The sequence below is a fragment of the Nocardia sp. NPDC051832 genome (assembly GCF_040681285.1).
GTDB lineage: Bacteria > Actinomycetota > Actinomycetes > Mycobacteriales > Mycobacteriaceae > Nocardia.
The window spans coordinates 260607-283970 of the sequence record NZ_JBFAYL010000006.1; the positions used below are offsets into that span (position 1 = coordinate 260607).

The 23364-nt window shown below is 68.5% G+C and carries 19 protein-coding genes; 9 read left to right on the forward strand and 10 right to left on the reverse strand.

Going from position 1 to position 23364, the window contains the following annotated elements:
* Window positions 1-98 precede the first annotated feature (98 nt).
* Together AB0M14_RS33655 and AB0M14_RS33660 are read right to left on the reverse strand one after the other, a co-directional pair.
* On the reverse strand, window positions 99-434 hold the full coding sequence (locus tag AB0M14_RS33655; RefSeq protein WP_365002747.1) for a hypothetical protein: 336 nt from the start codon (window positions 432-434) through the stop codon (window positions 99-101).
* 146 nt (window positions 435-580) lie between these two features.
* Window positions 581-952 (reverse strand): DUF5655 domain-containing protein, encoded by a 372-nt coding sequence (locus AB0M14_RS33660; RefSeq protein WP_365002750.1) that lies wholly within the window; start codon window positions 950-952, stop codon window positions 581-583.
* A 70-nt stretch (window positions 953-1022) separates the two neighbouring features.
* Here AB0M14_RS33660 and AB0M14_RS33665 point away from each other — a divergent pair, with 70 nt between their 5' ends.
* Complete coding sequence (locus AB0M14_RS33665; RefSeq protein ID WP_365002753.1) at window positions 1023-1850, forward strand: class I SAM-dependent methyltransferase; 828 nt, start codon at window positions 1023-1025, stop codon at window positions 1848-1850.
* 3 nt (window positions 1851-1853) lie between these two features.
* On the opposite strand, the gene AB0M14_RS33670 is transcribed toward AB0M14_RS33665, so the two are convergent.
* On the reverse strand, window positions 1854-2951 hold the full coding sequence (locus AB0M14_RS33670) for a HAMP domain-containing sensor histidine kinase (RefSeq protein WP_365002756.1): 1098 nt from the start codon (window positions 2949-2951) through the stop codon (window positions 1854-1856).
* Complete coding sequence (locus tag AB0M14_RS33675; RefSeq protein WP_365002759.1) at window positions 2948-3607, reverse strand: response regulator transcription factor; 660 nt, start codon at window positions 3605-3607, stop codon at window positions 2948-2950. The genes AB0M14_RS33670 and AB0M14_RS33675 overlap by 4 nt, the downstream gene beginning before the upstream one ends.
* 89 nt (window positions 3608-3696) lie before the next feature.
* Here AB0M14_RS33675 and AB0M14_RS33680 point away from each other — a divergent pair, with 89 nt between their 5' ends.
* The 3 genes from AB0M14_RS33680 to AB0M14_RS33690 all read left to right on the forward strand — a co-directional run bounded on the left by AB0M14_RS33680 (window position 3697) and on the right by AB0M14_RS33690 (window position 6173).
* Complete coding sequence (locus AB0M14_RS33680) at window positions 3697-4215, forward strand: D-alanyl-D-alanine carboxypeptidase family protein (protein ID WP_365002762.1); 519 nt, start codon at window positions 3697-3699, stop codon at window positions 4213-4215.
* An 80-nt stretch (window positions 4216-4295) separates the two neighbouring features.
* Window positions 4296-5531 (forward strand): DoxX family protein, encoded by a 1236-nt coding sequence (locus AB0M14_RS33685; RefSeq protein WP_365003041.1) that lies wholly within the window; start codon window positions 4296-4298, stop codon window positions 5529-5531.
* A 162-nt stretch (window positions 5532-5693) separates the two neighbouring features.
* The gene (locus AB0M14_RS33690) at window positions 5694-6173 is read left to right on the forward strand and encodes a hypothetical protein (protein ID WP_365002765.1); all 480 of its coding nucleotides are present in this window, start codon (window positions 5694-5696) and stop codon (window positions 6171-6173) included.
* A 10-nt stretch (window positions 6174-6183) separates the two neighbouring features.
* Here AB0M14_RS33690 and AB0M14_RS33695 read toward each other — a convergent pair whose 3' ends face one another.
* Entirely contained in the window at window positions 6184-6582 is a 399-nt protein-coding gene (locus AB0M14_RS33695) for a hypothetical protein (RefSeq protein ID WP_365002768.1), read from the reverse strand.
* A gap of 80 nt (window positions 6583-6662) precedes the next feature.
* Window positions 6663-7379 (reverse strand): SDR family NAD(P)-dependent oxidoreductase, encoded by a 717-nt coding sequence (locus AB0M14_RS33700; protein ID WP_365002771.1) that lies wholly within the window; start codon window positions 7377-7379, stop codon window positions 6663-6665.
* Between the two features lie 100 nt (window positions 7380-7479).
* Between AB0M14_RS33700 and AB0M14_RS33705 the strand changes: the two genes are divergently transcribed.
* Window positions 7480-8325, forward strand: coding sequence for a helix-turn-helix transcriptional regulator (locus AB0M14_RS33705; protein ID WP_365002774.1), 846 nt, complete (start codon window positions 7480-7482; stop codon window positions 8323-8325).
* A 34-nt stretch (window positions 8326-8359) separates the two neighbouring features.
* On the opposite strand, the gene AB0M14_RS33710 is transcribed toward AB0M14_RS33705, so the two are convergent.
* Window positions 8360-9085: a hypothetical protein gene (locus AB0M14_RS33710; protein ID WP_365002777.1), complete on the reverse strand. Its 726-nt coding sequence runs from the start codon at window positions 9083-9085 to the stop codon at window positions 8360-8362.
* Window positions 9086-9241: 156 nt separating this feature from the next.
* On the opposite strand from AB0M14_RS33710, the gene AB0M14_RS33715 reads away from it, so the two are divergent.
* Window positions 9242-10057 (forward strand): tryptophan 2,3-dioxygenase family protein, encoded by an 816-nt coding sequence (locus tag AB0M14_RS33715; protein ID WP_365002780.1) that lies wholly within the window; start codon window positions 9242-9244, stop codon window positions 10055-10057.
* The gene (locus AB0M14_RS33720; RefSeq protein WP_365002783.1) at window positions 10054-11259 is read left to right on the forward strand and encodes a hypothetical protein; all 1206 of its coding nucleotides are present in this window, start codon (window positions 10054-10056) and stop codon (window positions 11257-11259) included. Before AB0M14_RS33715 ends, AB0M14_RS33720 begins: the two co-directional genes overlap by 4 nt.
* Here the strand turns inward: AB0M14_RS33720 and AB0M14_RS33725 are convergent.
* Window positions 11256-12065, reverse strand: coding sequence for an MBL fold metallo-hydrolase (locus AB0M14_RS33725; RefSeq protein WP_365002786.1), 810 nt, complete (start codon window positions 12063-12065; stop codon window positions 11256-11258). The genes AB0M14_RS33720 and AB0M14_RS33725 overlap by 4 nt on opposite strands.
* A 213-nt stretch (window positions 12066-12278) precedes the next feature.
* Complete coding sequence (locus AB0M14_RS33730) at window positions 12279-13148, reverse strand: alpha/beta hydrolase (protein ID WP_365002789.1); 870 nt, start codon at window positions 13146-13148, stop codon at window positions 12279-12281.
* Between the two features lie 77 nt (window positions 13149-13225).
* Here AB0M14_RS33730 and AB0M14_RS33735 point away from each other — a divergent pair, with 77 nt between their 5' ends.
* Window positions 13226-14119: a LysR family transcriptional regulator gene (locus tag AB0M14_RS33735; protein ID WP_365002792.1), complete on the forward strand. Its 894-nt coding sequence runs from the start codon at window positions 13226-13228 to the stop codon at window positions 14117-14119.
* 10 nt (window positions 14120-14129) lie between these two features.
* Here AB0M14_RS33735 and AB0M14_RS33740 read toward each other — a convergent pair whose 3' ends face one another.
* Window positions 14130-16775, reverse strand: a complete 2646-nt coding sequence (locus AB0M14_RS33740; RefSeq protein WP_365002795.1) for an AAA family ATPase — start codon at window positions 16773-16775, stop codon at window positions 14130-14132.
* Window positions 16776-17018: 243 nt separating this feature from the next.
* Between AB0M14_RS33740 and AB0M14_RS33745 the strand changes: the two genes are divergently transcribed.
* The gene (locus AB0M14_RS33745; RefSeq protein ID WP_365002798.1) at window positions 17019-23363 is read left to right on the forward strand and encodes an SDR family NAD(P)-dependent oxidoreductase; all 6345 of its coding nucleotides are present in this window, start codon (window positions 17019-17021) and stop codon (window positions 23361-23363) included.
* Window position 23364: the final 1 nt, after the last annotated feature.

Below are 23364 nucleotides of genomic sequence, written 5' to 3' on the forward strand. Positions count from 1 at the left end.
GAGCGCGGTGCTTCCCATGTTTTCCTAACCTCGAGCGATCTCTCTAGCAGCGACCAGGGTAACGGATCGCATTAGCACCTGCTCAACCACACAAACTGCTACCACCAGAAGGTCTCTACCTCCCAGTGCTGCAATGTGCCCGGAGTATCGCAGTGCGCCCAGGAGTGCTGGCCGTTCCACATGACCGGACCGCGGCGTTCATAGGTGGCCCAGCTACTGCCGAACCAGCCCCACCAATGTCTGCACTGAATCTTCACCTGGTGCGGGACCGGCCAATAACACGTCGAGTACGCCGCGCTGTTGTTGACCGGATGCGCCGAGCACCCTGGCTGCCATGGCTCCGCCTGGACCGGCGCGGCACCCATGACCGCCCCCGCGCCGAGCAGCGTTGCCGCCGACGCACCTACCACCATTCGTTTGATGAGCGACCTCATCTCGAGCTCCCGCCAGCGTGGGGCTCGACGCCCCTGACAGGTCCCACGCGGTATTCGAAGTTCGGCGGCGTACCGCCAGTAGACGACAAACCACCCTTACGTGACTTACGTCACATACCGGCCGGTTTGCGTTACAGGGATGCGCGCTACTGCGCCGAATCCGCCGCCGCCCGCAGCCACTCCCCGACTTCCTGATCCAGGTCGCCGGGTTTCCGCACTTCGAGGTGATGCATCCAGCGTTCCGGCGCGGGATGCGCTACCTCTTTGAATCGCTTGGATTTCACTTCGCGGTCCAACACGAACGACACCACTACCTCCGCGTCCGGATTCTTCAGGTACTGGCCGGGCAGCCAGAGAAAGGCGAAATTCCGCTTTCGACGGAAGGCAATCTGACTCTTGGTGACCCGAATGTCGTAGGAACCGGCGTCCGCCAAGATCGAACAAAGCTTCTTATAGACAGCCGCCGCGGTGGCGTGCCCGGCGAGGTAGTCCTCGGGAGTCGCAGATTTGTCTGCCATGTCGAGCGAGCGTAGCCGGACACGGAAATTGACGTGCCCGGTTACTCGCACGTGTGCCACAGTGGCGCACGTGACCGACGACTACCGGGCGTTGAACAAGGCCAACTGGGACGAGCGAGCGCCGGCACACGCCGCGTCGCCCGACTACTACGTGGATCGTTTCCTCCGCGAAGCGGACTTCGTCAGCGACGTGGTGCGATTCGATCAACCGCGGCTCGGGGACATACGGGGACTGCGCACAGTTCACCTGCAATGTCACATCGGTACGGACACGCTGTCGCTGGCGCGGCTCGGGGCAGAGGTGACCGGGCTCGATTTCTCACCGGCGTCCCTGGCGCAGGCTCGGCAGCTGGCCGAACGCGCCGGTACCCCTATCGAATTCGTGGAGTCCGACGTCTACGATGCCCGAACCGCGCTCGGCGCATCAGGTTTCGACTTGGTCTACACCGGTATCGGCGCGCTGTGCTGGCTGCCGAGTGTGCGGCGCTGGGCCGAGACGGTGGCGGGACTGCTGCGCCCGGGTGGGCGGCTGTTCCTCCGCGAAGGACATCCGGTGTTGTGGGCAACCGACGAAACCCACACCGAAGCACTGGTTCTCGGCTATCCGTACTTCGAATTGGCCGAACCGATGGTGTTCGCGGACCAAGGCACCTACGTCGAGACCGATGCCGAGTTCACCGCCACCACGACCCACGAGTGGAATCACGGGCTGGGCGAGATCGTCACGGCGCTGCTCGATGCCGGCCTGACCCTCACGGGCCTGACCGAGCACACCAGCGTGCCGTGGAACGCACTGCCAGGGCAGATGAAACGGGGCGACGACGGCGAGTGGCGGCTGTCGGCGCACTCGGAACGCCTGCCGCTCAGCTACACCTTGCAGGCAGGCAAGCCGGCTTAGCCCTCACGCGTGCCTTGGCAACTGCACCATGGCCCGCAGACCACCGTCCGGGCGGGGTGTGAGAGTGAGGGTTCCCGCGTGTGCCTGGGCGACGCTGTCGACGATCGCGAGGCCGAGACCGACACCGGAATGGCCGGAGCGGATGCGTTCGGTTCCGCGCTGAAACGGTTCGACCAGTGTGGAAACCAGCTCGGGACTGAGCCGGTGGCCGGTGTTCTCGACGGTGAGGACCACGGTGCCGGGGTGCAGGCTCGTCGATATCCACACGGCGCCGTGTTCGGCCAGGTTGTGGACGATGGCATTGTTCACGAGATTCGTCGTCAGTTGCAGCAGTAGGGCATGCGAGCCGAGGGTGGGTGCCAGGTCTCCGGTGGTCTGCAAGGTGACGCCGTGTTCCTCGGCTAGGAAAAGCAGTGCTTCCACCGCTTCTTCCGCGATCAGGGACAGGTCGACCTGTTCCCGGGTGAAATACCGCTGATCGGCGCGACTGAGCAGGAGCAATGCTTCGGTGAGGTCGATCGCCCGAGTGTTGACGGCGTGTAAGCGGTCGACCAGTTCGCCGGTATCGCGGGCGCGGTCGGTACGGGCGACATCGAGCAGCGTCTGCGTGATCGCCAGTGGAGTGCGCAGTTCGTGGGAGGCGTTCGCGGCGAATCGCTGCTGCTCGGCGACGTGCGCCTCCAGGCGGGCGAGCATGTCGTCGAAGCTGTCGGCGAGTTCGCGGAACTCGTCGGTGCGGCCCGGCAGCCGGATGCGGTGCGCGAGTGAGCCGTTCGCGGCCAGGCGAGTGGCGGCGGTGATGCGAGCCAGCGGGGTGAGCATCCACCCGGCCAGCAGCCAGCCGCCCACGAGCCCGAACGCCAGCAGGAACGCGAGCACGATGGCAACGAATGGCGTGAATGCGCTCAGCAGTCTGGAACGCGCGATCCAAAAATCGCCGGTCGGGGTGGAGATCCAGTTCTCCGGCAGGAAGTACAGGTAGAAGACGCAGACGGCGGCGAACAACAAGATTCCGGCGACCATGATGAAGCCGGCGTAGCTGAGGGTGAGTTTGAGGCGAACACTCAAACCCGGGGCTCGGTCCACGATCTCCGCCCTCACGTGCTGATCCGGTATCCGACTCCGGCCACGGTGGCGATGATCCACGGCTCGCCGAGGCGTTTGCGCAGCGCCGAGACGGTGATGCGCACGGCGTTGGTGAACGGGTCGGCGTGCTCGTCCCAGGCCCGTTCCAGGAGTTCTTCGGCGCTGACGACCCCGCCTTCGGCGGCGACGAGAACGTCGAGCACCGCGAACTGCTTCCGGGTCAGCGCGACGTAGCGGCCGTCACGGTAGACCTCACGGCGGAACGGATCCACCCGCAGGCCCGCGATCTCCCGCACGGGCGGTCGGTTGTGGGCACGGCGGCGGTCCAGTGCGCGGAGCCGCAGGACGAGTTCCCGGAGTTCGAAGGGTTTGGTGAGGTAGTCGTCGGCGCCGAGCTCGAACCCGCTCGCCTTGTCGTCGAGCCGGTCGGCGGCGGTGAGCATCAGGATGGGCAGGCCGCTGCCCGAGCCGACGATGCGTGCGGCGATCTCGTCGCCGGAGGGCCCCGGGATGTCGCGATCCAGGACAGCGATGTCGTAGCTGTTGACGCTCAGCAACTCCAGCGCGGTGTCACCGTCGCCGGCGATGTCGGCGGCGATCGCGTCCAGGCGCAGGCCGTCGCGAATGGCTTCGGCCAGATAGGGTTCGTCCTCGACTACCAGTACACGCATAGATTCCCGATTCTCCCAGTCCGAAGATATCGCGGGCGTATTGGAAATCGCATACGGGCCGGCAACGGCGCGCTGCCTTCACTGAAGGCATGCACACTAACCAACCAGCGACCTACCGGCTCCCAAGAGCCGCCGTCGCTGCCCTTGTCCTGGCCGGCGCGGTCTCCATCGGCGTCCTCGTTCATCAGGCGATCCGTGTCGAGCACGAGAATCCGTCGACAGCCAACCTCGACCCCGAACTGCGCGGCGCACTGCGCGAGGCGGCCGTGGATGCCGCGGCCGACGGGGTCGAGCTGGTCGTGAACAGCGGCTGGCGTTCCGCGGCGGAACAGGAACGGCTGCTGCGTGCGGCGGTTTCCAAGTACGGCTCGGCAACCGAAGCTGCCCGCTGGGTGGCCACTCCCGCCACCTCCGCGCACGTCTCGGGCGAGGCCGCCGACATCGGGGCCGCGGGCGCGGCGTGGCTGTCCGAGCACGGCGCCAGATACGGGCTGTGCCAGATCTATACCAATGAACCCTGGCACTTCGAATTCCGGCCCGAGGCCGGCGAGCACGGTTGCCCGCCCCGGTATGCCGACCCCACCCAGGATCCGAGGATGTGGCAGTGAGCATCGATTCCCTGCCCGCGCGACCCAGCGGACAGCTCCGGAGCGAGATCGCGTTCCGGTTCCGCATCCTCTACTTCGGCATGTTCTGCCTGCTCAACACCTACATTCCGATGGCTTTCCTCGGCCTCCTCAGCCGCTGGACCCGCCGGTACCACGGACCGTCCGACATGGCCCTCACCGACCCCGTCACCGGCTGGGTGGGCAACGCGCTCTTCGGGATCGACGCGGTGTCGCACCGGGACTCGGCGGTCGGTGATCAGGCGGCCTCCTGGGTGCTGGTGTTCTGCCTCGCGGTCGTGGCGGTGGCGCTCACCGCGGTGTGGACGGCCCTCGACCGGACACCCTCCCCGCGCTTGCGGGCCTGGTCCACGCTGTTCCTCCGGCTGTGCCTGGGCGGTCAGATGGTGGGTTTCGGGTTCGCGAAACTGATCCCCACCCAAATGCCCGCCCCCACCCTGGCGCAGCTGTTACAGCCCTACGGCGACTTCAGCCCGGCCTCGGTGCTGTGGCTACAGGTCGGCAGCTCCTATCCCTACGAAATGGCCCTCGGCGCAGCCGAAGTCGTGGCCGGACTGCTGTTGTTCGTCTCCCGCACCGCCATCCTCGGCGCAGCGGCGAGTGCGGCGTGCACGGCCCAAATCCTGCTGCTCAACCTGACATTCGACATTCCGGAGAAATTGCTCGCCGCGCACTTGCTGCTGATCAGCCTGCTCCTGCTCGCCCCGTACCTCCGTCGGCTGGCCGATGTGCTTGTGCTGCAACGCGGTTGCGCGCCCCTGCGGCAACCCGCGCTGTTCACCGAGCACCGGCGAAACCGGATCACGATCTGGGTAGTGGCGGCGATCGGCCTCTGGGTGGCGCTGGGCAGCGGTTACGACCGCTGGATCGTCTGGCACGAACAATCCGGCGCGGCCAGCCCCAAGTCCGAGCTGTACGGAATCTGGGACGTGCACGACTTCACTCTCGACGGCCGGCCGATACCGCCGCTGACGACCGACGAGACCCGTTGGCGGCGGCTGGTTTTCGATGATCCGCAGGCGGCCACCTACCAGCGGATGAACGGCGATCTGATCCCGGCGCAAGCCACGTTCCGCCCAGGCGGCCGGCTGGAACTCAGCACAATCACGGACCCGGCCGGTCCGTCAGCAGCCTTCGCGACGCTGTCGGCCGAGCGACCGACCCCGGACCGGCTGATCCTGCGCGGAACGCTGAACGACCGACCCGTGATCGCCACGCTGCACCGCGTGGATCCGGACAGTTTCACGCTGCGCAGCCGCGGCTTCCACTGGATCCAGGAGTACCCCTACTTCCGCTGATTGCCCGGGCACCGACGATTGATTATTGACAGGGCGATCTTCAGAGGCGAAGCTAATCGTCACCAACGGTGGGAATACCGGCGGTCACCAGGGCAATGTCGCTCGCGAACCAGGTGCTCAGAGGCGGCAATGACTGTTGTGAAAAGGCGGACAGCCGCCGGTATGACCGCCGTGCTCGGAGCAGTGGTGCTGCTCGCGGGTTGCGACAGTGCGACGCCCGATACTTCCGGCTCCCGCGTCACCTTGGGCGCCGCACTGGCCGCGTCTGCCCCACACCCCGATTGCCTTGCACCGCCACCGATCACCAATCCCGACCTCGCTGATTTCGCGGCAGCTCTCCAGCTTCCGGCCGAGGCCTACACTTTCGCGGTTCGATTCGGCGCCAGTGCCCACATCTTGCACGTCGATCTGTGCGTCCCTGCCGCCGAGAGCATCGACGACTTGCGGGCTCCGGCGACGTCGGTCGCACACGCCCTCAAGAAGAACAGCCTCGGTTCGCAAATCGACATGCTGGTCGTCACCGACGCGGGTGGCGTACGCGAGAAATACAAGTCCTATCTGGTCGACCGAAGTTTCCAAACCCATTCCTGGGACGGCACGCCGGCGGAGGAAGCGATGTGGGAGATCTACAGTCTGCCCTGACAACCGGCCATCAGTGCGGGCCGGGCTGAACCCAGCGACGCAGGGCGTCGATCGTGGATTCCGGTGAGGTGTTGAAGCACAAGCGGATTCCGGGGGCGATTTCCGTGGCGACGTTCACCAGTCGTTCGAACAGCAGCGTGTGCTCGGGCGCCATGCGGACTCCGGCGCCGATCATGGCGACCCGGAATGTTCGGCCCGCGGCGCACTCGCGCAGCTTCACCTCGGCGGCAGCCGGATCGCTGGGGACCTGACAGGAGACGAGGTCGAATCCCGCTGCGCGCAACGCTGATTCACCGGCTTCGATGCGCGCGGTGAGGGACGCCTCGTCGATACCGGGGTAGCGGCTGTAGTCGACGGCGCTGGGGTGCAGGCCGATCGACAAGACAGTGCTCGAATTACTCTGCTCCACTGGGTGATCCTCCGACTCCGCCGCGAACACGAACACTGCCAAACCTAGCGCCGAAACCATGAGCGCGATCGCCGCCGCCCTCACCACGGGACCACCCCGTTCCGATCGAAGAATCCGCCGGTGGGCCCGTCCGGGCCGATGGACGCCAGCCGGACAATGGCGTCGGTTCCTTCCGTGACCGATTGAAACCCGTTGTGGCCGTTGAGCTCCGTCGCGGTGTATCCCGGGTCGACGGCGTTGACTCGGATATCGCTCAAGGCGTGGGCATAGCGGGTTGTGAGCATGTTCAGGGCCGCTTTGGTCGTGGGGTAGCCGAGGGCGGGCGGAACGAGGTCTTGCCATCTCGGGTCCGTCAGTGTCGCGATCGAACCCATGCCGCTGGAAACCATGACGATGCGCGGATGCACCGAGGTGCGCAGCAACGGCAGGAAGGCGTGGATCACGCGGATCGATCCGAAGACATTCGTTTCGAAGACCTCGCGCACCTCGTCGACCCGGGTATCGGCCGGATGCGTGCTCGGGCCTCCGATTCCGGCATTGTTGATCAGGACATCGAGGCGCCCCACGGCCGCCCGCACCTGGCCCGCCGCCGCGGCGACCGATTCGTCCGAGGTCACGTCCAACGGGACGAAACGACACGCCAGCCCCGCCTCGGCCAGTTCCGCCGCCGCCCGGGTGCCGCGCGCGGCGTCGCGGGCGGCGAGGAACACGTCCCAACCCGATTCGGCCAGCCTGCGCACAGTTTCGCGGCCCAATCCCTTGTTCGCTCCGGTTACCAGAGCAGTCGTTGTCACCATGGCCCGAGCCTCACACCGGCGGGCCCGTCACTCCAGGGCCGGTGCGGCATGGGACCGGCAGTACCACCCCCGCCGATCGGTCCTGCGGCAGGCTGGGACGGTGGATAGAGCCGAGTTGGCCATGGTGCTGCGCACCGCGCGCTCCCGCATCACACCCGCCGAGGCCGGGCTGGCGAGCGGATCCCGCAGGCAGGTGCCTGGACTGCGGCGCGAGGAGGTCGCCCAATTGGCCGGACTCAGTGTCGATTACATTGTCCGGCTGGAGCAGGGGCGCGGCCCGAAACCGTCCGAGCAGGTGCTCGGCGCGCTGTCCCGGGCGCTGCGAGTGGGCGACGCCGACCGGGATCTGATCTTCCGGCTCGCCGGCGCCGATCCGCCGCAGGCCGGCCGCATCCCCCTGGTGATCCGGCCCAGCGTGCTGCGCCTGCTGGACCGCATGGCGGATCTGCCGGCCTTGGTGCTGTCCGCCAAATCCGATGTGCTGGCCTGGAATTCGCTGGCGGCGGGACTGTTCGGCGACTTCTCCGCGCGACCGCCCGCCCAGCGCAACCTGCTGTGGCAGCGCTTCCTCGGGACGGGACCGGACCGGCTGGTCATGACCTCGGCGGAGGAAGCCGACCATGCCGTCGACTGCGTCGGCTGCCTGCGCACGGTGCAGGCCAAGTATCCGAAGGATCCGGGCCTGGCCCGGCTGATCACCGAACTCCGGACCGGCAGCCCGCGATTCGACGAACTGTGGCGGGCCGGGCGGTCCGGGCGGCTGCGCAGCCGCGCCGCGACCATCGCACACCCCGACCTGGGCGCCCTCACCCTCGACTGTGATGTCCTGCTGGTGCCCGAAGCCGATCAGACCGTCGTGGTCTACTCCGCCGCGCCCGGCACGCCCGCCGCCGCGGCACTGGATCTGCTCCGCGTCACCGGCCTCGAACGATTCAGCCCGCTGTGACCGCCCGTCGACGCTCCGGCCGAATTGCGGGCACTCAACGCACCGCCGCCGGTTCGAACTCCGGCAGGAACTCGTAGCGGGCCGAATCCACCCGGCGCACCCGGCTGTCGGGGGTCAGCGCCAAACTGGCCAGTGCGCGATCGACTACCGGCTCCCAAATCTTGGGTGCGTCCCAACCGGCGTCGATCAGGATTTGCCCGACCTTTTTCGCGGTTCCGACACCCAAATGGCCGGAACCACCTTCCAGCACCCCCGCGATCAGCTGCTTCGCCTCGGAGATCGACTCGATCGGGGCGCGCCGGTATAGGCCGTGGCCGACATGCATCACGCCGCTGTCGGGATTGGCGGACAGGTCCCGCAGAATCGCGGTGACCCGGTCGAGGCTGTCGGCGCGGGCCTTCCAGCCGTCCTTGCGGAGGAGGTCGGCGATCCGCGCCGGCGTGTGCGCCTCATTCGGATTCCGGTGCATCGTCACCACGATCCGGTCTTCCAGATTCAGCGTCGCCGTCGTCGGTTTGGGGTGCGCGATTCCACCGCGCGGGTTGCGCTGCCTGGAGGTCCGGCGAATTGCGGTGGCGTGCTCGAGTTCTTGGTCGCGGGATTCCGCTTCCAGGCCGCGGGCTATCCGCCCCATGCGGGCGCACAATTGCGCCAGTTGCGGATCTGGGACCGGCCGTGCGCCCAGCGCCGCCAGCGCCTCGTACAGATTGCACAGGTTCGTCAGATCGGCTTTGACCTGCTGCAAACGCGATTCAGCCACTTCATCGAGGGTGATCGACGCCTCTGCTGGCTCGGAATCAGTCGTCGAATCCACGCTGTGCAAACCTCTTCTCGATTGAACTGATGTGGTCGGCGCACATCCGACCACATCCGCGGGATGGTCTCTGGGCGGCGCGCCGCCTGCACAATCGGAAACATGGTCGCTCACTCCTCGAATCGCGTAGATACCCCGTCACCCGCCCAGACCTATGGCTCATATCTGGCGCTCGACGATGTGCTCGGCGCGCAGCATCCGCGCTCGGACGAACACGACGAGATGTTGTTCATCGTCATCCACCAGGTCTACGAACTATGGTTCAAGCAGCTGCTGCACGAATTCGCGCACCTGCAAAGAAAATTGGCCGCCGGGAACACCGCGCACGCACTGCATACGCTGCGCCGGATACTGAATATCCTCAAAGTGGTCGTCGCGCAGATCGATGTGCTGGAAACCATGACGCCGCGCCAGTTCACCAGTTTCCGGCTCCGGCTGGAAGCCTCGAGCGGCTTCCAGTCCGCGCAATTCCGCGAGGTGGAGGCGGTGCTCGGACGCCGGGACGCCGGGGCGTTCGCGCATTATCCCGAGGGCGGTGCCGCCCGGGCGCAGATCCTCGCCGCGATGGCCAGGCCCTCGCTGTACGACTCGTTCCTGCGCTATTTGGCCGAGCAGGGTTATCCGATTCCGGTCGAGCGGTTGGAACGGGACGTGCGGGTCGCCGCCGGGCCCGCGCCCGAGATCCAGGAGATTCTGCTGACCGTTTACACCGATGACGGTGGACCGGCACAGGTGGCCGAACGATTGGTCGATCTGGACGAGGGACTACAGGAGTGGCGGTATCGGCACGTGATGATGGTGCGCCGCACCATCGGCGACAAGCCGGGGACGGGTGGTTCCTCGGGTGCGGAGTACTTGCGCGGCACCCTTTTTCAGCCGGTGTTCAGCGATCTGTGGGCTGTCCGGAGCCAACTGTGATCACCTTCGACGGCCTGCGTCGCAGTCCGAATGCGCTGTCCGCGTTCTATTCTCGATTCCGGGTCGGCCAGCGCCTGCTGCTGACCGGGCATTCGCATCAGGCTTGGCCCGATATCGCGCTGCGCGGGCAACTGGAGGCCTTCGACGATGCCGCCGACGCGGTGGACGGCAAATGGGAGCGGGCTTTCGGCAAGGCCGAGCAGGTGCGTGCCGGATTCCGCCGGATACTCGACGACCCGGCCGCGGAACTCGCCCTCGGCGCCAGCACGCACGAATTGGTGGTGCGCTTTCTGTCCAGTGTCGACCTGCCCACCCGCCCGCGACTGGTGACCACGGCGGGCGAATTCCACAGTGTGCGCAGGCAACTGGCGCGGCTTGCGGAGGAAGGCATCGAGGTGATCCGGCTGGCGCCGGACCCGGTCGACACCCTCGCCGCACGCCTGGCCGCGGCCATCGACGATCGCACCGGCGCGGTGCTGGTGTCGTCGGTTCTGTTCGAAACCGCGCGCATCGTGCCCGGACTCGGCGAACTCGCGGCGGCCTGCGTTCGCCGCGGTGTGGAACTACTCGTCGACGCCTACCACGCGCTCGGCGTGACACCGTTCTCCGTGCCGGAACTGGGCCTGGACTCCGCTTGGCTTGTCGGCGGTGGCTACAAGTATCTGCAACTGGGAGAAGGCAACTGCTTCCTGCGGATACCGCCGCACGCACTGTCCGCGCGCCCGGTGATCACCGGCTGGTTCGCCGAATTCGCGGAACTGGCCGGACCGGTCGAGGACCAGATGGTCACCTACGCGCCCGGGGCGGCCCGCTTCGCCGGCTCCACCTACGACCCGACCAGCCACTACCGCGCGAGCCACGTCTTCGACTTCTTCGCCGAGCAGGGCCTCAGCCCGGATTTCCTGCGCCGAATATCGCTGCACCAGAACGAATTACTGGCCCGGCTGTTCGACGACCTGGACGCGAAGCCCGACCTGATCACCCGCGACCGCACGGCCGCCCGCTCCCGCTTCGGTGGTTTCCTGGCCTTGCGCACTCCCCGAGCGGCGGAACTCCACCGCGGCCTCGCCGACCACGGCGTCCGCACCGACTTCCGCGGCGACTACCTCCGATTCGGCCCCGCACCGTACCTGTCGGACCGTCAACTCGAGGCCGCGATAGCCGCGCTCGGTGCGGTACTGCGTGATCCAGCGCGGAACTAACGCATTTCCGCGAGGCGATGGAGTTGCCCTTCGTGGATGTCGTTCACCCACTCCCAGCCGGGCGCGACCGATGCGCCGACCCTCGGATCACTGGGGACCCGGGCGTCACGCAGGGCTGTCACGTACGCCAGGTCCTGTTCGATCCGCGCGCGGACCTGATCGCCCACGCCGACCGAGCCGTGACCGGGGATGACGACATCGACGTCGTCCGCCGCACCCGCGAGCAGCCGCAAGCCGGTGAGGTAGTCCTCGATGGGATTGTCGGCGGCCAAATCGAGCATCGGGACGAAGAGGTCGGAGAGCATGTCACCGGCGGCGAGAACACGGTGATCTTCGATCAGCAGCGCCGCATGGCCCTCGGCATGCGCCGGATGCTCGATGATCCGAATCTCGGGGCCGTCCCAGGGAATCCGCGCGGTCCCGGCAGGCAAACCCGCGATGAGGCCGAATGGTTCCAGCGGAATATCCTCGGCGCATTCCGGCGGTAGCCCCTCGGTGACGCGGTCTTTCCAGTCCGTGTCCGACCGCAGTTCCCGCATGAATTCCGCGCAACGGGCCGTACCGTAGCGCGGCGCCGCACCGAATTCGTCATGCCAGAGCACGTGATCCCAATCCGGATGCGTCGCAAAGCCCGCAACGACGGTCTGGCCCATCTCGCGCAGATCATTCGCCAGACAGACCATCTCCGTCCCCGTAATCCCCGGATCGATGAGCAGCACGCCATCCCGGCCCTGCACGACAACAGTGTTGTTCTGGAGTAACTCGCTCTGATGGACGAACACACCCGCCGCGACCTGCCTCAGCATGGCGCACCTCCCACATAGGGTTTGCCTCCGCTTATCCCGCTCATATCGAGTGAGACTCCTCTGAGCAACGAAACTCATCGGGCGGCGACGTGTCAACCCAACCCGGACCGGGCGATGACCTTGGTGATGCTGATACGAACTGCGGTGAAACCTTCCTGTACGAATGATTCCGCCACCGCATCTGGAGGTTGAGCGGGGTATTAGGTGTCGATTTCAGGAATGGCGGAGGTGCCGGTGCAGCGCCGGAATGACCGTGTCCCACACGGCGGGCGGTGGGATCTCGTGACCCAATCCCGCCAGGCGCACGAGATGGGCCCCGGGGATCATTCGCGCGAGGGCCGCACCGTGCGGGAGCGGAAACATCGGGTCGTCGGCGCTGTGCAGGACGAGCGTCGGCACGCGGATCTCGGCCGGGTCCACCGCAGGGCCAGAGGCGGCGTGGAAGTGGTTCGCCATCGACGACGCCATGTTGCGAGTGCGGGTGACTTCCAGGGTTGCCAGAGCGCGTACGCGCTCCTCGTCGAGGCCGAGCGGACCGGCGTACGGCCGTTCGACCTCGACGCGATAGTCGATGACCGCGGCGAGGTCGCTCCAGTCGATGTCCGGCTCGGGCTGCTCCCAGGTGGCAGCCACCTGGGGAGCAGGCGGCGGCAGCGGGCCCGGGTCGCCGCCCGCGGGGCTGGATTCGATGAGGGTCAGGGTGCGCACTCGCTCGGGCGCGCGCACCGCGAGGTGCTGGGCGATACCGCCGCCCATCGACATGCCGATCAGGTGCGCCTGTTCGATGCCCAGGGCATCGAGGATGCGCAGCGGGTCGGTGGCGAGATCCTCGCCGGTGTAGCCGGGACGGCCCGGTTCGGAGCTGCTCGACCGACCGGTATCGCGGTGGTCATATCGGATTACTTGGAATTCGCCCGCGCCGAGCCGTGCGCAGAAGTCCGGGGTCCACCAGTCCATCGACTGGGCGCCGCCCGCGATGAGCAGGAGCGCCGGAAGACCTTGGGGCCCAGAGCGTTCGATCGCCAGCTCGACGCCGTCTAGTTCGAGGATCTCGGTGTGCGGCTGAGTCGGGTAAGTCGTCATGTGGACGAGCCTAAAATCGGTTACTCATTATGAAAAGCGATGATTAGCGATCAAAGCAATCGCTTATCCTAATGCTTATGGTCGACGTCGAGTTACGCCATCTCAGAACCATGGCGGCCGTCGCGGAGGAAGGAACGTTCGGGCGCGCGGCCGGACGGCTCGGTTACACCCAATCCTCGGTCAGCCAGCAGATCGCCGCGCTGGAGAAGGCCGTCGGAGGCGCGGTGTTCGACCGGCCCGGCGGCCCCCGGCCGGTCCGGATCACGCCCCTCGGCGAAGTGGTTCTGGCGCACGGACGCGGCCTGCTCACGCAGGCGACAGCCCTGGCCGACGCCGTCGATCGTTTCCGCGCGGGCAATGGCCGGATCGACATCGGCACCTTCCCGGGGGTCACCAAACTGATCTTGCCGGGAGTATTGCGGCAGCTACTGCAGGAGCACCCGGGCTGCGATATCCGGCTCTCGGAGGTGGACCCGGACGATCCGCAGATCGGCGACCTCGATCTGTTGTTCTACGACGACCGCATCGCGGGCGACGTCGAGCGCGTCGAACTGCTCGACGAGCACTACCTGCTGGTCGCCGGAACCGGGGCGTACCCCGCCGGCCCGGTCCCGGTCGAACTGCTCGACGGCGCGCCGATGGTCGCCTGGCCGTCCACCTACCACCAAAAATGGTTGGAGCGAACGCTTCTCGGCCACGGCGCCCGGCCACAGATCGTTTTCCGGACCACCGGCCACGACACCATCATGGCGATGGTGCGCGCGGGCATCGGCTCGGCGGTGCTGCCGGCCCTCGCCCTGCACGGCTCGGAGGCCCAATCCGATAACCGGCTCAGCATCCACCGCCTGCAACCCTCCCCTGCCCGCGAGATCTCGTTGCACTGGTCGGCCGAACGCGCCCAATCACCCCTGGTCGCCCGAGCCATCGCCATCGCCGTCGACGCCGCCGCGGAACTGGCCGGCCAGCTGTGACACCAGCGAGCTAGTCGATCCGGCCGAGCAGACGACGGAGCTCGTCGCGGGTACCGATGCCGAGTTTGCTGTACACCCGGGCCAAATGATTGTCGATCGTCCGTTTGGCGACCCCGATGTCCGCGGCGATCTCCCGGTTGGTCCGGCCGGACAAGGCCCGCACGGCGATCTCGCGTTCCCGCGTGGTGAGCGCGAAATCGTCACTCTCCCCGGGCATTGGGGATACTCCCGGGCAGCGGTCGCCGATCGCGACGGCGAAGGCCCGGCAGCGTCGGGCCGAATCCGCCTTGCCGCGGTCGCGATAGTGGCGGGACGCTTGCCGGTACACCTCGGCCGCGATCGGCAATCGGCCCGACTGTTCGAACTCGGCCGCGACAGCTTCCAGCGCCACGGGATCGCGCGCGACCAACGCTTCGGCATGCCGGAAACACCGGTGCACCGGATGCCCGGGATCGGGTTCCGCCGCCGCGAGGGTGCGCAGCCGGGCCACCGGCGCGTCGCCGCCGAGCCGCACCAGATCGTGCAATGCGAGCACTTCCACCGCGTACGCCCCGGACCAGCGGGCGCGCTCGGCGACGGCCAGCGCCTGCGCCTGCGCCGCCTGCACCGCCCCCTGAGCGGCCGACACCCAGGGCCGCGCGAGTTCGGCCCACAAGGTGAAGACCCGTCCCGGAACCCACTCGTGATCCGGGAGGCTGGCCAGCGCGGCGGCCCCCGCCGCGTGCTCACCCGCCATGGCCGCCACACAGGCCTGTTCCCCGGCCAGCAGACCGTAGAAGATCCGCCCGGCGTTGGAGGTGGGGCTGTACAGCGCCCGCGCCTCGCTCAACCAGCGCCCGGCCTCATCGATCCGGCCCGCGAACCGCGCCACCTGCGCATTGCCCACCGAGGACAGCATGATCGCGAAATCCCAGCCGAGCCCCAGGGCGGCCCGGTGGGCCTGCCCGGCCACCTCGGCCGCGGCCTCGAGCCGGCCCTCGAGCAGCCGGCGCTGAGTCCGCAGCAACGCCACAAGCGGGGTGATCCACGGCAGTTCCGCCACCTCGGGCACGCCCCGCGAATCCAGTTCCGCCGCAACGCTTCCCGCGAGCCATCGGCCGCCGAAAGTAGCCGTCAGCTCGGCGGCCACCCCGAGTTTCGGCGCCGACTCGGGATCCGCCATGCGCTGGGTGTCCTCGGCGATCGCGTCCTGCGCCTCCAGCAGGCCACCCGCCAAACCGTGCAGCAACGGGTACAGCCCGGCATGCTCCCGGCCGATGAGGACCGCGGCGGAATCCGAGTCCGCGACGCTGCCGAGCTCCTTCATCGCGCCGTCGTAGTCCCCCAGCCCCCAGAACAGCGTTTCGGCGCGGGCGATCGTCGCACCGGCGCGCTGTTCGGGCTGGTCGGCGCGGCACGCGACCGCGTCGATCAGGGCCAGCAGTTCGGTGTGGCGTTCGCCCGCGATCAGCACCCGCCACAAGGTGACCCCGGCGAGATGCATCTGCTCGAACTGCCCGGCCGACAGCGCGGCGGTCACCGCTTCCCGGGCCAGCCGCTCGGCCAGCGGCAGGTCGAGGATCGACCACGCCCGCTGGGCGGCCGCACGCAGCACATCCATGTCCACCGCCACCCCCGCGTCCAGCCGCCAGCGGGCGATCTGCAGCGCGTCGTCCGCACCGTTCGTCCCGGCGGCGGCGAGGGCTTCGCTCAGTTTGCGTTTCGCGTGCCTGGTGCGCAGCGGGGGGCAGGCCTCGCGCAGCGCCTCGGCATAGAGGGGATGGGCCAGCCGCACCGAGGTCCGGCTGCCGTCCTGCAGCACCTGCAACAGGCCCTGCCCCTCCAGGTCCAGCAGCAGGTCCTCGGTCACCAGCCGGGTCAGCACGTCGAGGCTCACCGGTTCGGACAGCGCGACGAGCTCCAGCGCCCACTGTTGCTCCACGCCCAGGTCGCCGATCCGGGATTGCACCAGCTCCGTCAGCCGCGGGGCCGCCAGCCACGGCCCGTGCCAGATCCACACCCCGTTGACCGGCGAGAGCGCGGCGCTGTCCAGGCCGGAGGTCACCAATTCCCGCAGCAGCAACGGGTTTCCGCCGGTCAGTTCGCGCAGACGCTGCACGGTGAGCACGCCGACCTGCCCGTCCAGCGCCTGTTCCAGCAACTCTTCGATCTCATCGCCGCACAGGGCAGGCAGCTCGACGCGCCGGACCAGACCTTCGGTCCACAGCGGAGCCAGATCGCGGGTGCCCGGTTCGCCGGAGCGGGTGACGGCGAACAGGAACGCGTCGTGGGCGCGCACCAGCTGACGCAACACGGCCACCGACGCGAGATCGAGCAGATGCGCGTCGTCCACGATCACCACCGCGCGCCCGCCCGCGGGCGCCGCGGCCAGCCGTCTGGCCAGTTCGGTGATCAGTACGCTCTGCCCCGGCGCCGGGGTCGCCCGGCCTTCCAGATACATCGCCAGCGCGCCGAAGGCGACATCGCTGGTCACCGACGTCGCCGACACGGTGCGGACGACGTACTCGGTGCCCGCGAGCCGGTCGGCGAATTCCCGCGCCAGCCGGCTTTTGCCCACGCCCGCCGCGCCGGCCACGATGAATCCACTGTCGTGCGGGTCCCGAAGGGCCCCGATCATGTTGTCGAGCTCGTCCTGCCGACCGACGAACGGCCACATGTGAACCCCCGGTGATTCGCATCAGTTGATGGAGAAACTTTTCCATTTCGATGCACCCCAAGCCGCGTCCCCGAGGGGCTGCGACTTGTCCCGCTTGGCATATCCGCCCCTGCCCCCGCCGCGTTACTCAGCGCCGCGGCGACGACGCCGAGCCGGATTTGAGTATGCCCATGCTCATGTGCTCACCCCTCGTCTGATCGACGATTTTCCCTGGTGCCGGATCGACCGAAACGAGGAGTTGACATGCATCGAGGACCAGATCGGGACTGTGCCGTGACCGATATCGCGATCGTGGGAATGGGGTGCCGCTTTCCTGGAAACGTCAACGGCCCCGGCGAGTTCTGGCAATTCCTGGTCGGCAAGGGCGACGGCATCGTCGACATGCCCGCGGACCGGTGGGATACCGATCTGTTCTACGATCCGGACCCGGACGCGCCCGGACGCATGTACACCAAGCGCGGCGGATTCCTGGAATCCCCTTGGGATTTCGATCCGGAGTTCTTCGGCATCTCGCCCCGCGAAGCGGTCAGCATGGACCCGCAGCAGCGGCTCCTGCTCGAGGTGGCGTGGGAGGCGCTCGACGACGCCGGCATCGCGGGCCGGGTGGGTGGCCGCCAGGTCGGGGTGTACGCCGGCGGCTTCATGGTCGACAACCTGGTCCGCCGCCACCTGCCCAGCGGGCGGGTGGCGATCGACAACCACACCCCGACCAGCGGTTCGCTGACGATGATCTCGAATCGGCTGTCCTATGTCTTCGATCTGCGCGGCCCGAGCATGACCATCGATACGGCGTGCTCGTCCTCACTGGTCGCGGTGCACGAAGCGACCCAGGCCCTGGTCCGCGGCGAGTGCGAGGTGGCGCTGGCCGGCGGGGTCAACGTCATGCTGCACCCGGAAACGTTCGTGTCCATGTGCAAGGGCCGTTTCCTGGCTCCCGACGGTCGCTGCAAATCCTTCGACGCCGACGCGGACGGTTACGGCCGCAGCGAGGGCGCCGGCATGCTGGTGCTCAAGCCCACCGGGGCGGCGCTGCGCGACGGCGACCGGATCTACGCGGTGATCCGGGGCACCGGGTCGAATCAGGACGGCCGCACCCCCGGGATCACCGTGCCCAATCCGCAGGCCCAGCGGGAGCTGGCCGAGCGGGTGTGCGCCGCGGCCGGGATCGATCCGGCCGATGTCGGTTACGTCGAGGCGCACGGGACCGGTACCGCGGTCGGCGATCCGATCGAATTGTCCGCGCTGGGGGCGGTTTTCGGCACGGCCGCGGGCCGCGAGTCCCCGCTGCCGGTCGGCTCGTTGAAGGCGGGCATCGGGCACATGGAGGCGGCGGCCGGTGTCGCCGGTGTCATGAAGGCGGCGCTCACCGTTTTCCACCGCACCATCGCCCCGCAGGCGTGGCTGCGCACCTTGAATCCGGCCATTCCGTTCGCCGAGTTGAACCTGCGGGTGCCGACCGACACCGAGCCGTTTCCCGAGGACGGAACGCGAGCGCTGGTGGCGGTCAACGGTTTCGGTTATGGCGGAACGAACGCGCACGTCCTCGTCGAGGAGGCCCCGCAAGCCCATCCGGCTACCCCGCGCCGGCAACCCGCTCGGGTACTCCCGCTGTCCGGGGCCACCGAAGCCGCGGTGCGCGCCGTCGCGAGCCGGCTCGGCAACCTGGTGGCCGGCGGGGCGGACGCGGGCCTGGTCTGCGATGCCGCCTGGACGCGCCGGGCGCACCATCCGGTGCGCACTGCGGTGACCTACACCGACGGCAAGGATCTCGCCGACCGGCTCGCCGCGGTGGCGGCCGGCGCCGGAGCCCTGGGTAAGCCGGTCGTCACGCCCGGCACCGAGCCGGTGTTCGTCTTCAGCGGCATGGGGCCGCAATGGTGGCGCATGGGCCGCGACCTGTTGCTCGCCGGTGGCGTGTTCGGCCGGACCGCGATGGAGATCGACGCGGTGTTCAACGACATCGCGGGCTGGTCGATCGTCAAGGCGCTGCTGTGCGACGAGGAGAACTCCCGGGTCGAGCGCACCGAGGTGGCGCAACCAGCCAACTTCCTGATCCAGGTGTGCCTGGTCGCCGCGCTGGCGGAGCTGGGCGTGCGCCCGTCGGCGATCGTCGGGCACAGCGTGGGCGAGGTGAGCGCGGCGTATGTCAGTGGCGCACTGAGCCTTCGGGACGCGCTGCTGGTGAGTTACCACCGGTCCCGGCTCCAGGCCCGGACCGCGGGCACCGGCGGCATGTTCGCGGTGGGCCTGACCGAAACCGAGGCGCTGGACTGGCTGGCGGACCGGTCCGACCTGTGCCTGGCCGCGGTCAACAGCCCGTCCTCGAGCACCCTCGCCGGCCCGGTGGACTCGCTGGAGGAGCTGCGCGAAAGTCTGGAACAGGCAGGCATTTTCGGTAAACGGCTGCGCGTCGAGGTGCCGTATCACAGCGCTCTGATGGATCCGATCCTCGGCGAGCTGGAGACGGTGCTGAGCGGCGTGCGGACCGCCGAACCCACGGCGGACCTGTACTCCACGGTGACCGGGACCCGGGCCGCCGGGACCCGGTTCGACGCCGCCTACTGGCGCGACAACGTGCGTGAACCCGTGCGGTTCGCCGCCACGATCGGGGCCCTGATCGAAGACGGCCATCGCGTGTTCCTCGAGGTCGGCCCGCACCCCGTGCTCAGCGGCAATATCCGCGAAATCCTGTTGCACGCCGGGGAATCCGGCACCGCGATCCCGACGCTGCACCGCAAACAGAACGACGCCGACAGCCTGTGCCGAGTCATCGGCGAGCTGTACACCGCAGGGTGCCTGGACGGCACCGAGACGCCGGGCAGCGGCGCCGGTCCCGCGATCCATCTGGACCTGCCGGCCTACCCCTGGCAGCGCACCCGGCTCTGGCATGAGGATCCCGCGGTCGAGCGGCTGCGCACCGGAACCCCGGACAGCCGCCCGCTGCTCGGCGAACGGCTCGACGCACAGGCCCCGGAATGGGAGACCGAGCTGTCCAGCGTCCGGCTGCCGTGGCTGCCCGAGCACGTCGTCGACGGCGTGGTCCTGCTGCCCGGCGCGGCCTACCTCGACGCCGCGCTGTCCGCCGCCGACGCGCTCACCGACCACCGGAGCCTGACGATCGAATCGGTGCGCTTCCGCAAGCCGCTGGTCGTCGACGCACACGACATCCCGCGCCTGCGTATGGCGATCGACGCGAGCACGAACCGGTTCACAGTAAGTTCTCGCGGTGCCGCCGCGACGGACTGGACAGTCAACTGCACGGGCCGAATCGTGGACGGGCTCATGGAATCTCGCAAATGCGAGGTCCCCGAGGACACGGGCCACCTCATCACGGGCGAGGAGTTCTACACCCGGCTCGCCGACCGTGGGCTGGCCTATGGCCCCGCCTTCCGCCGCATCGCTGAGGCCCGGGTCGATACGGACACCGTAGTCGCGACGATCGAACCGCCCACCGGCGCGAAGAACGGCCACCTCGCCCACCCCACCGTGACCGACGCGGCGCTCCAGTCCGTCGCGGCCCTCGCCGAACTCCCCGACGGCGCGGTTGTTCCCGCGAAAGTCGATGCCGTGCGGTGGTTCTCGCCGCTACCCCGCCGATCGATACTCGCGGTGGCACGACGCCTGCCGGGTCCGGTCCTGCGCGCCGACGTCGCCCTCTGCGATTCCGACGGTGTCGTATACGTCGAATTCGTCGGAGTCGAGTTCGCCCGCCTAGCTCCGCCGATCGCACCGATCGACCGGCTCGACCCATTGTTCTACGAACTGGTGTGGGAGCCACGCGAGGCTCCGCACGAACAAGTTGCCGCATCGCCCTCCGAGGGGGAAACCGCGGTCGTGATCGCGCTCGGGGAGCCCACCCGGGCGCAGGCGATCGCGGCGGCGTTTCCGGGTTCTCGATTGGTCGCCGGAACAGACACCGGGGTCGCGCCGGCGGTCCGGGATGCGCTGAGCGACAACGGGATCGAACGGGTCACCGTTGTCCTGGTGCCCGCGCCGGCGCAGGCCGATTCGGGCGAACCCGCGACCTCGACCATCGATGCCGTGGCCGGTCTGGTCGCGGTCGCGACGGAGGTGCAGAGCGTGGTGGATGAACTCGCGGCGGCCGATTCGCCGCAGGCTGACGCCGTTCGCGCGGTTGTGCTGACCGAGCATGCCGTCTGCCTGCCCGATGATCATCATGAGCCCGATCTCGTGCACGCAGCGCTCGCCGGTGCCCGGCGGGTGTTGTGCAACGAGCAACCCGGCCTGCACTGGCGGCTGCTCGATGTCGCGCCGGGACACTCCGCGCGGGACGTCGTCACCGAATTGCGTGGCGGCGGAATGCCGGAGAACAGCGACGCGGACGAGGTCGCGCTGCGGCACGGTGCCGCCATTGTTCCGCGGGGACGCCGGACGCTGGCCGACCGGTTGCGGCCCTACGCCGAGAGCACCGTCAGCCCGGACCCGGAGGAGTCGTTCGTACTCGAGGCTCCCGAATCGGGGCTGCTCACCGATCTGGCGTTGCGCGCCGCGGAGCGCCGGGACCCACAGGACCGCGAGGTCGAGGTGCGGATGGACGTGCTCGGGTTGAACTACAAGGACGCGATGAAGGTGCTCGGTGTGCTCACCGCGGAGGACTTGCGCGGCACCTACTTCGGCACCGAGCTGGGCATGGAAGGGTTCGGGCAGGTCACGCGGGTCGGCTCGGAGGTCTCCGAGGTCTCCCCTGGCGACAAGGTCTTCGTCTCGGCGCGTGACATGTTCCGCCGGTACGTCACGGTATCTCTGGACCACGCCGTCGTGAGCCCGCTGTATCCCGGGGCCCGCCCCGAGCACGCCGGTTCGCTGCTCCCGCTGTTCACCGCGCACTACGGCTTGTACCGGGCGGCGGGTGTGCGGGCCGGTGACACGGTCCTCGTGCACGGCGCGGCCGGCGGTACCGGGCTGGCCGCGATCCAGGTCGCCACAGCGTTGGGCGCCCGGGTGATCGGCAGCGCGGGCACCGACGAGCGCCGGGCGGTCGCGCTCGCCGCCGGCGCGCACGAGGTGGTCAATTCCCGGTCGCTGAACTTCGTCGACGACGTCTTGCGGCTCACCGAGGGCCGCGGCGCCGATGTCGTGTTCTCCTCCGCTCCCGGGGAGACGCTGCGCCAAAACCTGCGGGTGGCCGCGGAATTCGGCCGGATCATCGAGATCGGCAAAGCAGACATCTACGGCTCCGGGGCGATCGATCTGCGCCCGTTCGACCGCAATCTGTCGTTGATCGCGGTGGATATGGACCGGATGTTCCAGGCCCGCCCGGAGCTGACCCGCGCGGTCACCGCCGAAGTGCTGGCCCGGCTCGACAAGGGCGAGTACGAGGCGTTGCCGACGACGATGTACCCGGTGTCGCGGCTGTCGCAGGCCTTCGAGAGCGTCGCCCGATCCCGGCACACCGGGCGGGTCGTCGTGGATCTCGACGGGGCCCCGCGGGTCCGGCCGCGCCGGCCGGAATTCGTGGTGCGTCCCGACGCGACGTACCTGATCACGGGCGGATGCGGAGCCTTCGGCCTGGCGACCGCGCGGTGGCTGGCGGCCCGCGGCGCCGGCCACCTGGTGCTCGCGGCCCGCCGCGGCGCGGCCACCGACGCGGCCCGAGATCAACTGCGGGCCTGGGCATCCGCCGGTATCGACGTCACTGTCGCGCAGGTGGACGTGGCCGACCTCGACCAGGTGCGGACGCTGGTGCACACGATCCGCGACACCATGCCGCCGCTGCGCGGGGTGTTCCATACCGCGGGCGTCCTCGACGACCGCCTGCTCGGTGCGGTCACGCGGGATTCGCTGCGCCGGGTGGTGGAGCCGAAGGTGCGCGGCGCGTGGAATCTGCACACCGCCCTCGACGACGCCGGGGTGCCGGTGGACGCGTTCGCGCTCTACTCCTCGGTGTCGGCACTGGTCGGCACCGCCTCACAAATCGGTTACGCCGCAGCCAATTCCGCCCTCGACGCCCTCGCCGCGGTGCGGCAGTCGCAGGGTAAGCCGGCGCTGTCGGTGAACTGGGGCGCGCTGGCCGGCGGCGGCATGGCCGCGTCCACCGAGGAGATCGAGCGCTATCTCGACCTGATGGGGATGCGCCCGATCGACATGGATTCCGCCGCCGAGCTGCTCGGTGCGTGCTTGAGCCTGGACGCGCGCACGGGCGGCCTGCTCGTCGGCGATATCGACTGGAGCGCTTGGGCGGCGGCCAATCCGGCGTCCGCGACCTCGACCCGGTTCGCCGATCAGGTGGCCGCGGCCGGCCAGGACGTCTCCGGCGCCGACGCGCTGCGCGCGGAATTGCTCGCGATGCCGGTGGAGCAGCGCGGCGAGGTGCTGAGCTTCGTGCTCGCCGAGCAACTCGCCGCGGTACTCGGGATCTCCGCGGACGCGATCGACATGTCGGTGCCGCTGCCCGATCTGGGCTTGGACTCGCTGCTGTCGGTGGAACTGGCCAGCCGGGTCGTCACCACCCTCGGCGTGCAGGCCTCGGCCCTCGAATTCAGCCGCGGCACCGGAATTTCCACGATCGCACGCCGGATGGCCGCGGGGCTGTCCGGCGACTCGATGAGCCCGCGAAAGGTGAGCTGAC

Bases quoted from the DNA above. Each gene is read 5' to 3' on its own strand.
- AB0M14_RS33655 (WP_365002747.1), bottom strand. From the start codon at position 434: ATGAGGTCGCTCATCAAACGAATGGTGGTAGGTGCGTCGGCGGCAACG.
- AB0M14_RS33660 (WP_365002750.1), bottom strand. From the start codon at position 952: ATGGCAGACAAATCTGCGACTCCCGAGGACTACCTCGCCGGGCACGCC.
- AB0M14_RS33675 (WP_365002759.1), bottom strand. From the start codon at position 3,607: ATGCGTGTACTGGTAGTCGAGGACGAACCCTATCTGGCCGAAGCCATT.
- AB0M14_RS33680 (WP_365002762.1), top strand. From the start codon at position 3,697: ATGCACACTAACCAACCAGCGACCTACCGGCTCCCAAGAGCCGCCGTC.
- AB0M14_RS33685 (WP_365003041.1), top strand. From the start codon at position 4,296: ATGTTCTGCCTGCTCAACACCTACATTCCGATGGCTTTCCTCGGCCTC.
- AB0M14_RS33690 (WP_365002765.1), top strand. From the start codon at position 5,694: ATGACCGCCGTGCTCGGAGCAGTGGTGCTGCTCGCGGGTTGCGACAGT.
- AB0M14_RS33700 (WP_365002771.1), bottom strand. From the start codon at position 7,379: ATGGTGACAACGACTGCTCTGGTAACCGGAGCGAACAAGGGATTGGGC.
- AB0M14_RS33715 (WP_365002780.1), top strand. From the start codon at position 9,242: ATGGTCGCTCACTCCTCGAATCGCGTAGATACCCCGTCACCCGCCCAG.
- AB0M14_RS33725 (WP_365002786.1), bottom strand. From the start codon at position 12,065: ATGCTGAGGCAGGTCGCGGCGGGTGTGTTCGTCCATCAGAGCGAGTTA.
- AB0M14_RS33730 (WP_365002789.1), bottom strand. From the start codon at position 13,148: ATGACGACTTACCCGACTCAGCCGCACACCGAGATCCTCGAACTAGAC.
- AB0M14_RS33735 (WP_365002792.1), top strand. From the start codon at position 13,226: ATGGTCGACGTCGAGTTACGCCATCTCAGAACCATGGCGGCCGTCGCG.
- AB0M14_RS33740 (WP_365002795.1), bottom strand. From the start codon at position 16,775: ATGTGGCCGTTCGTCGGTCGGCAGGACGAGCTCGACAACATGATCGGG.
- AB0M14_RS33745 (WP_365002798.1), top strand. From the start codon at position 17,019: ATGCATCGAGGACCAGATCGGGACTGTGCCGTGACCGATATCGCGATC.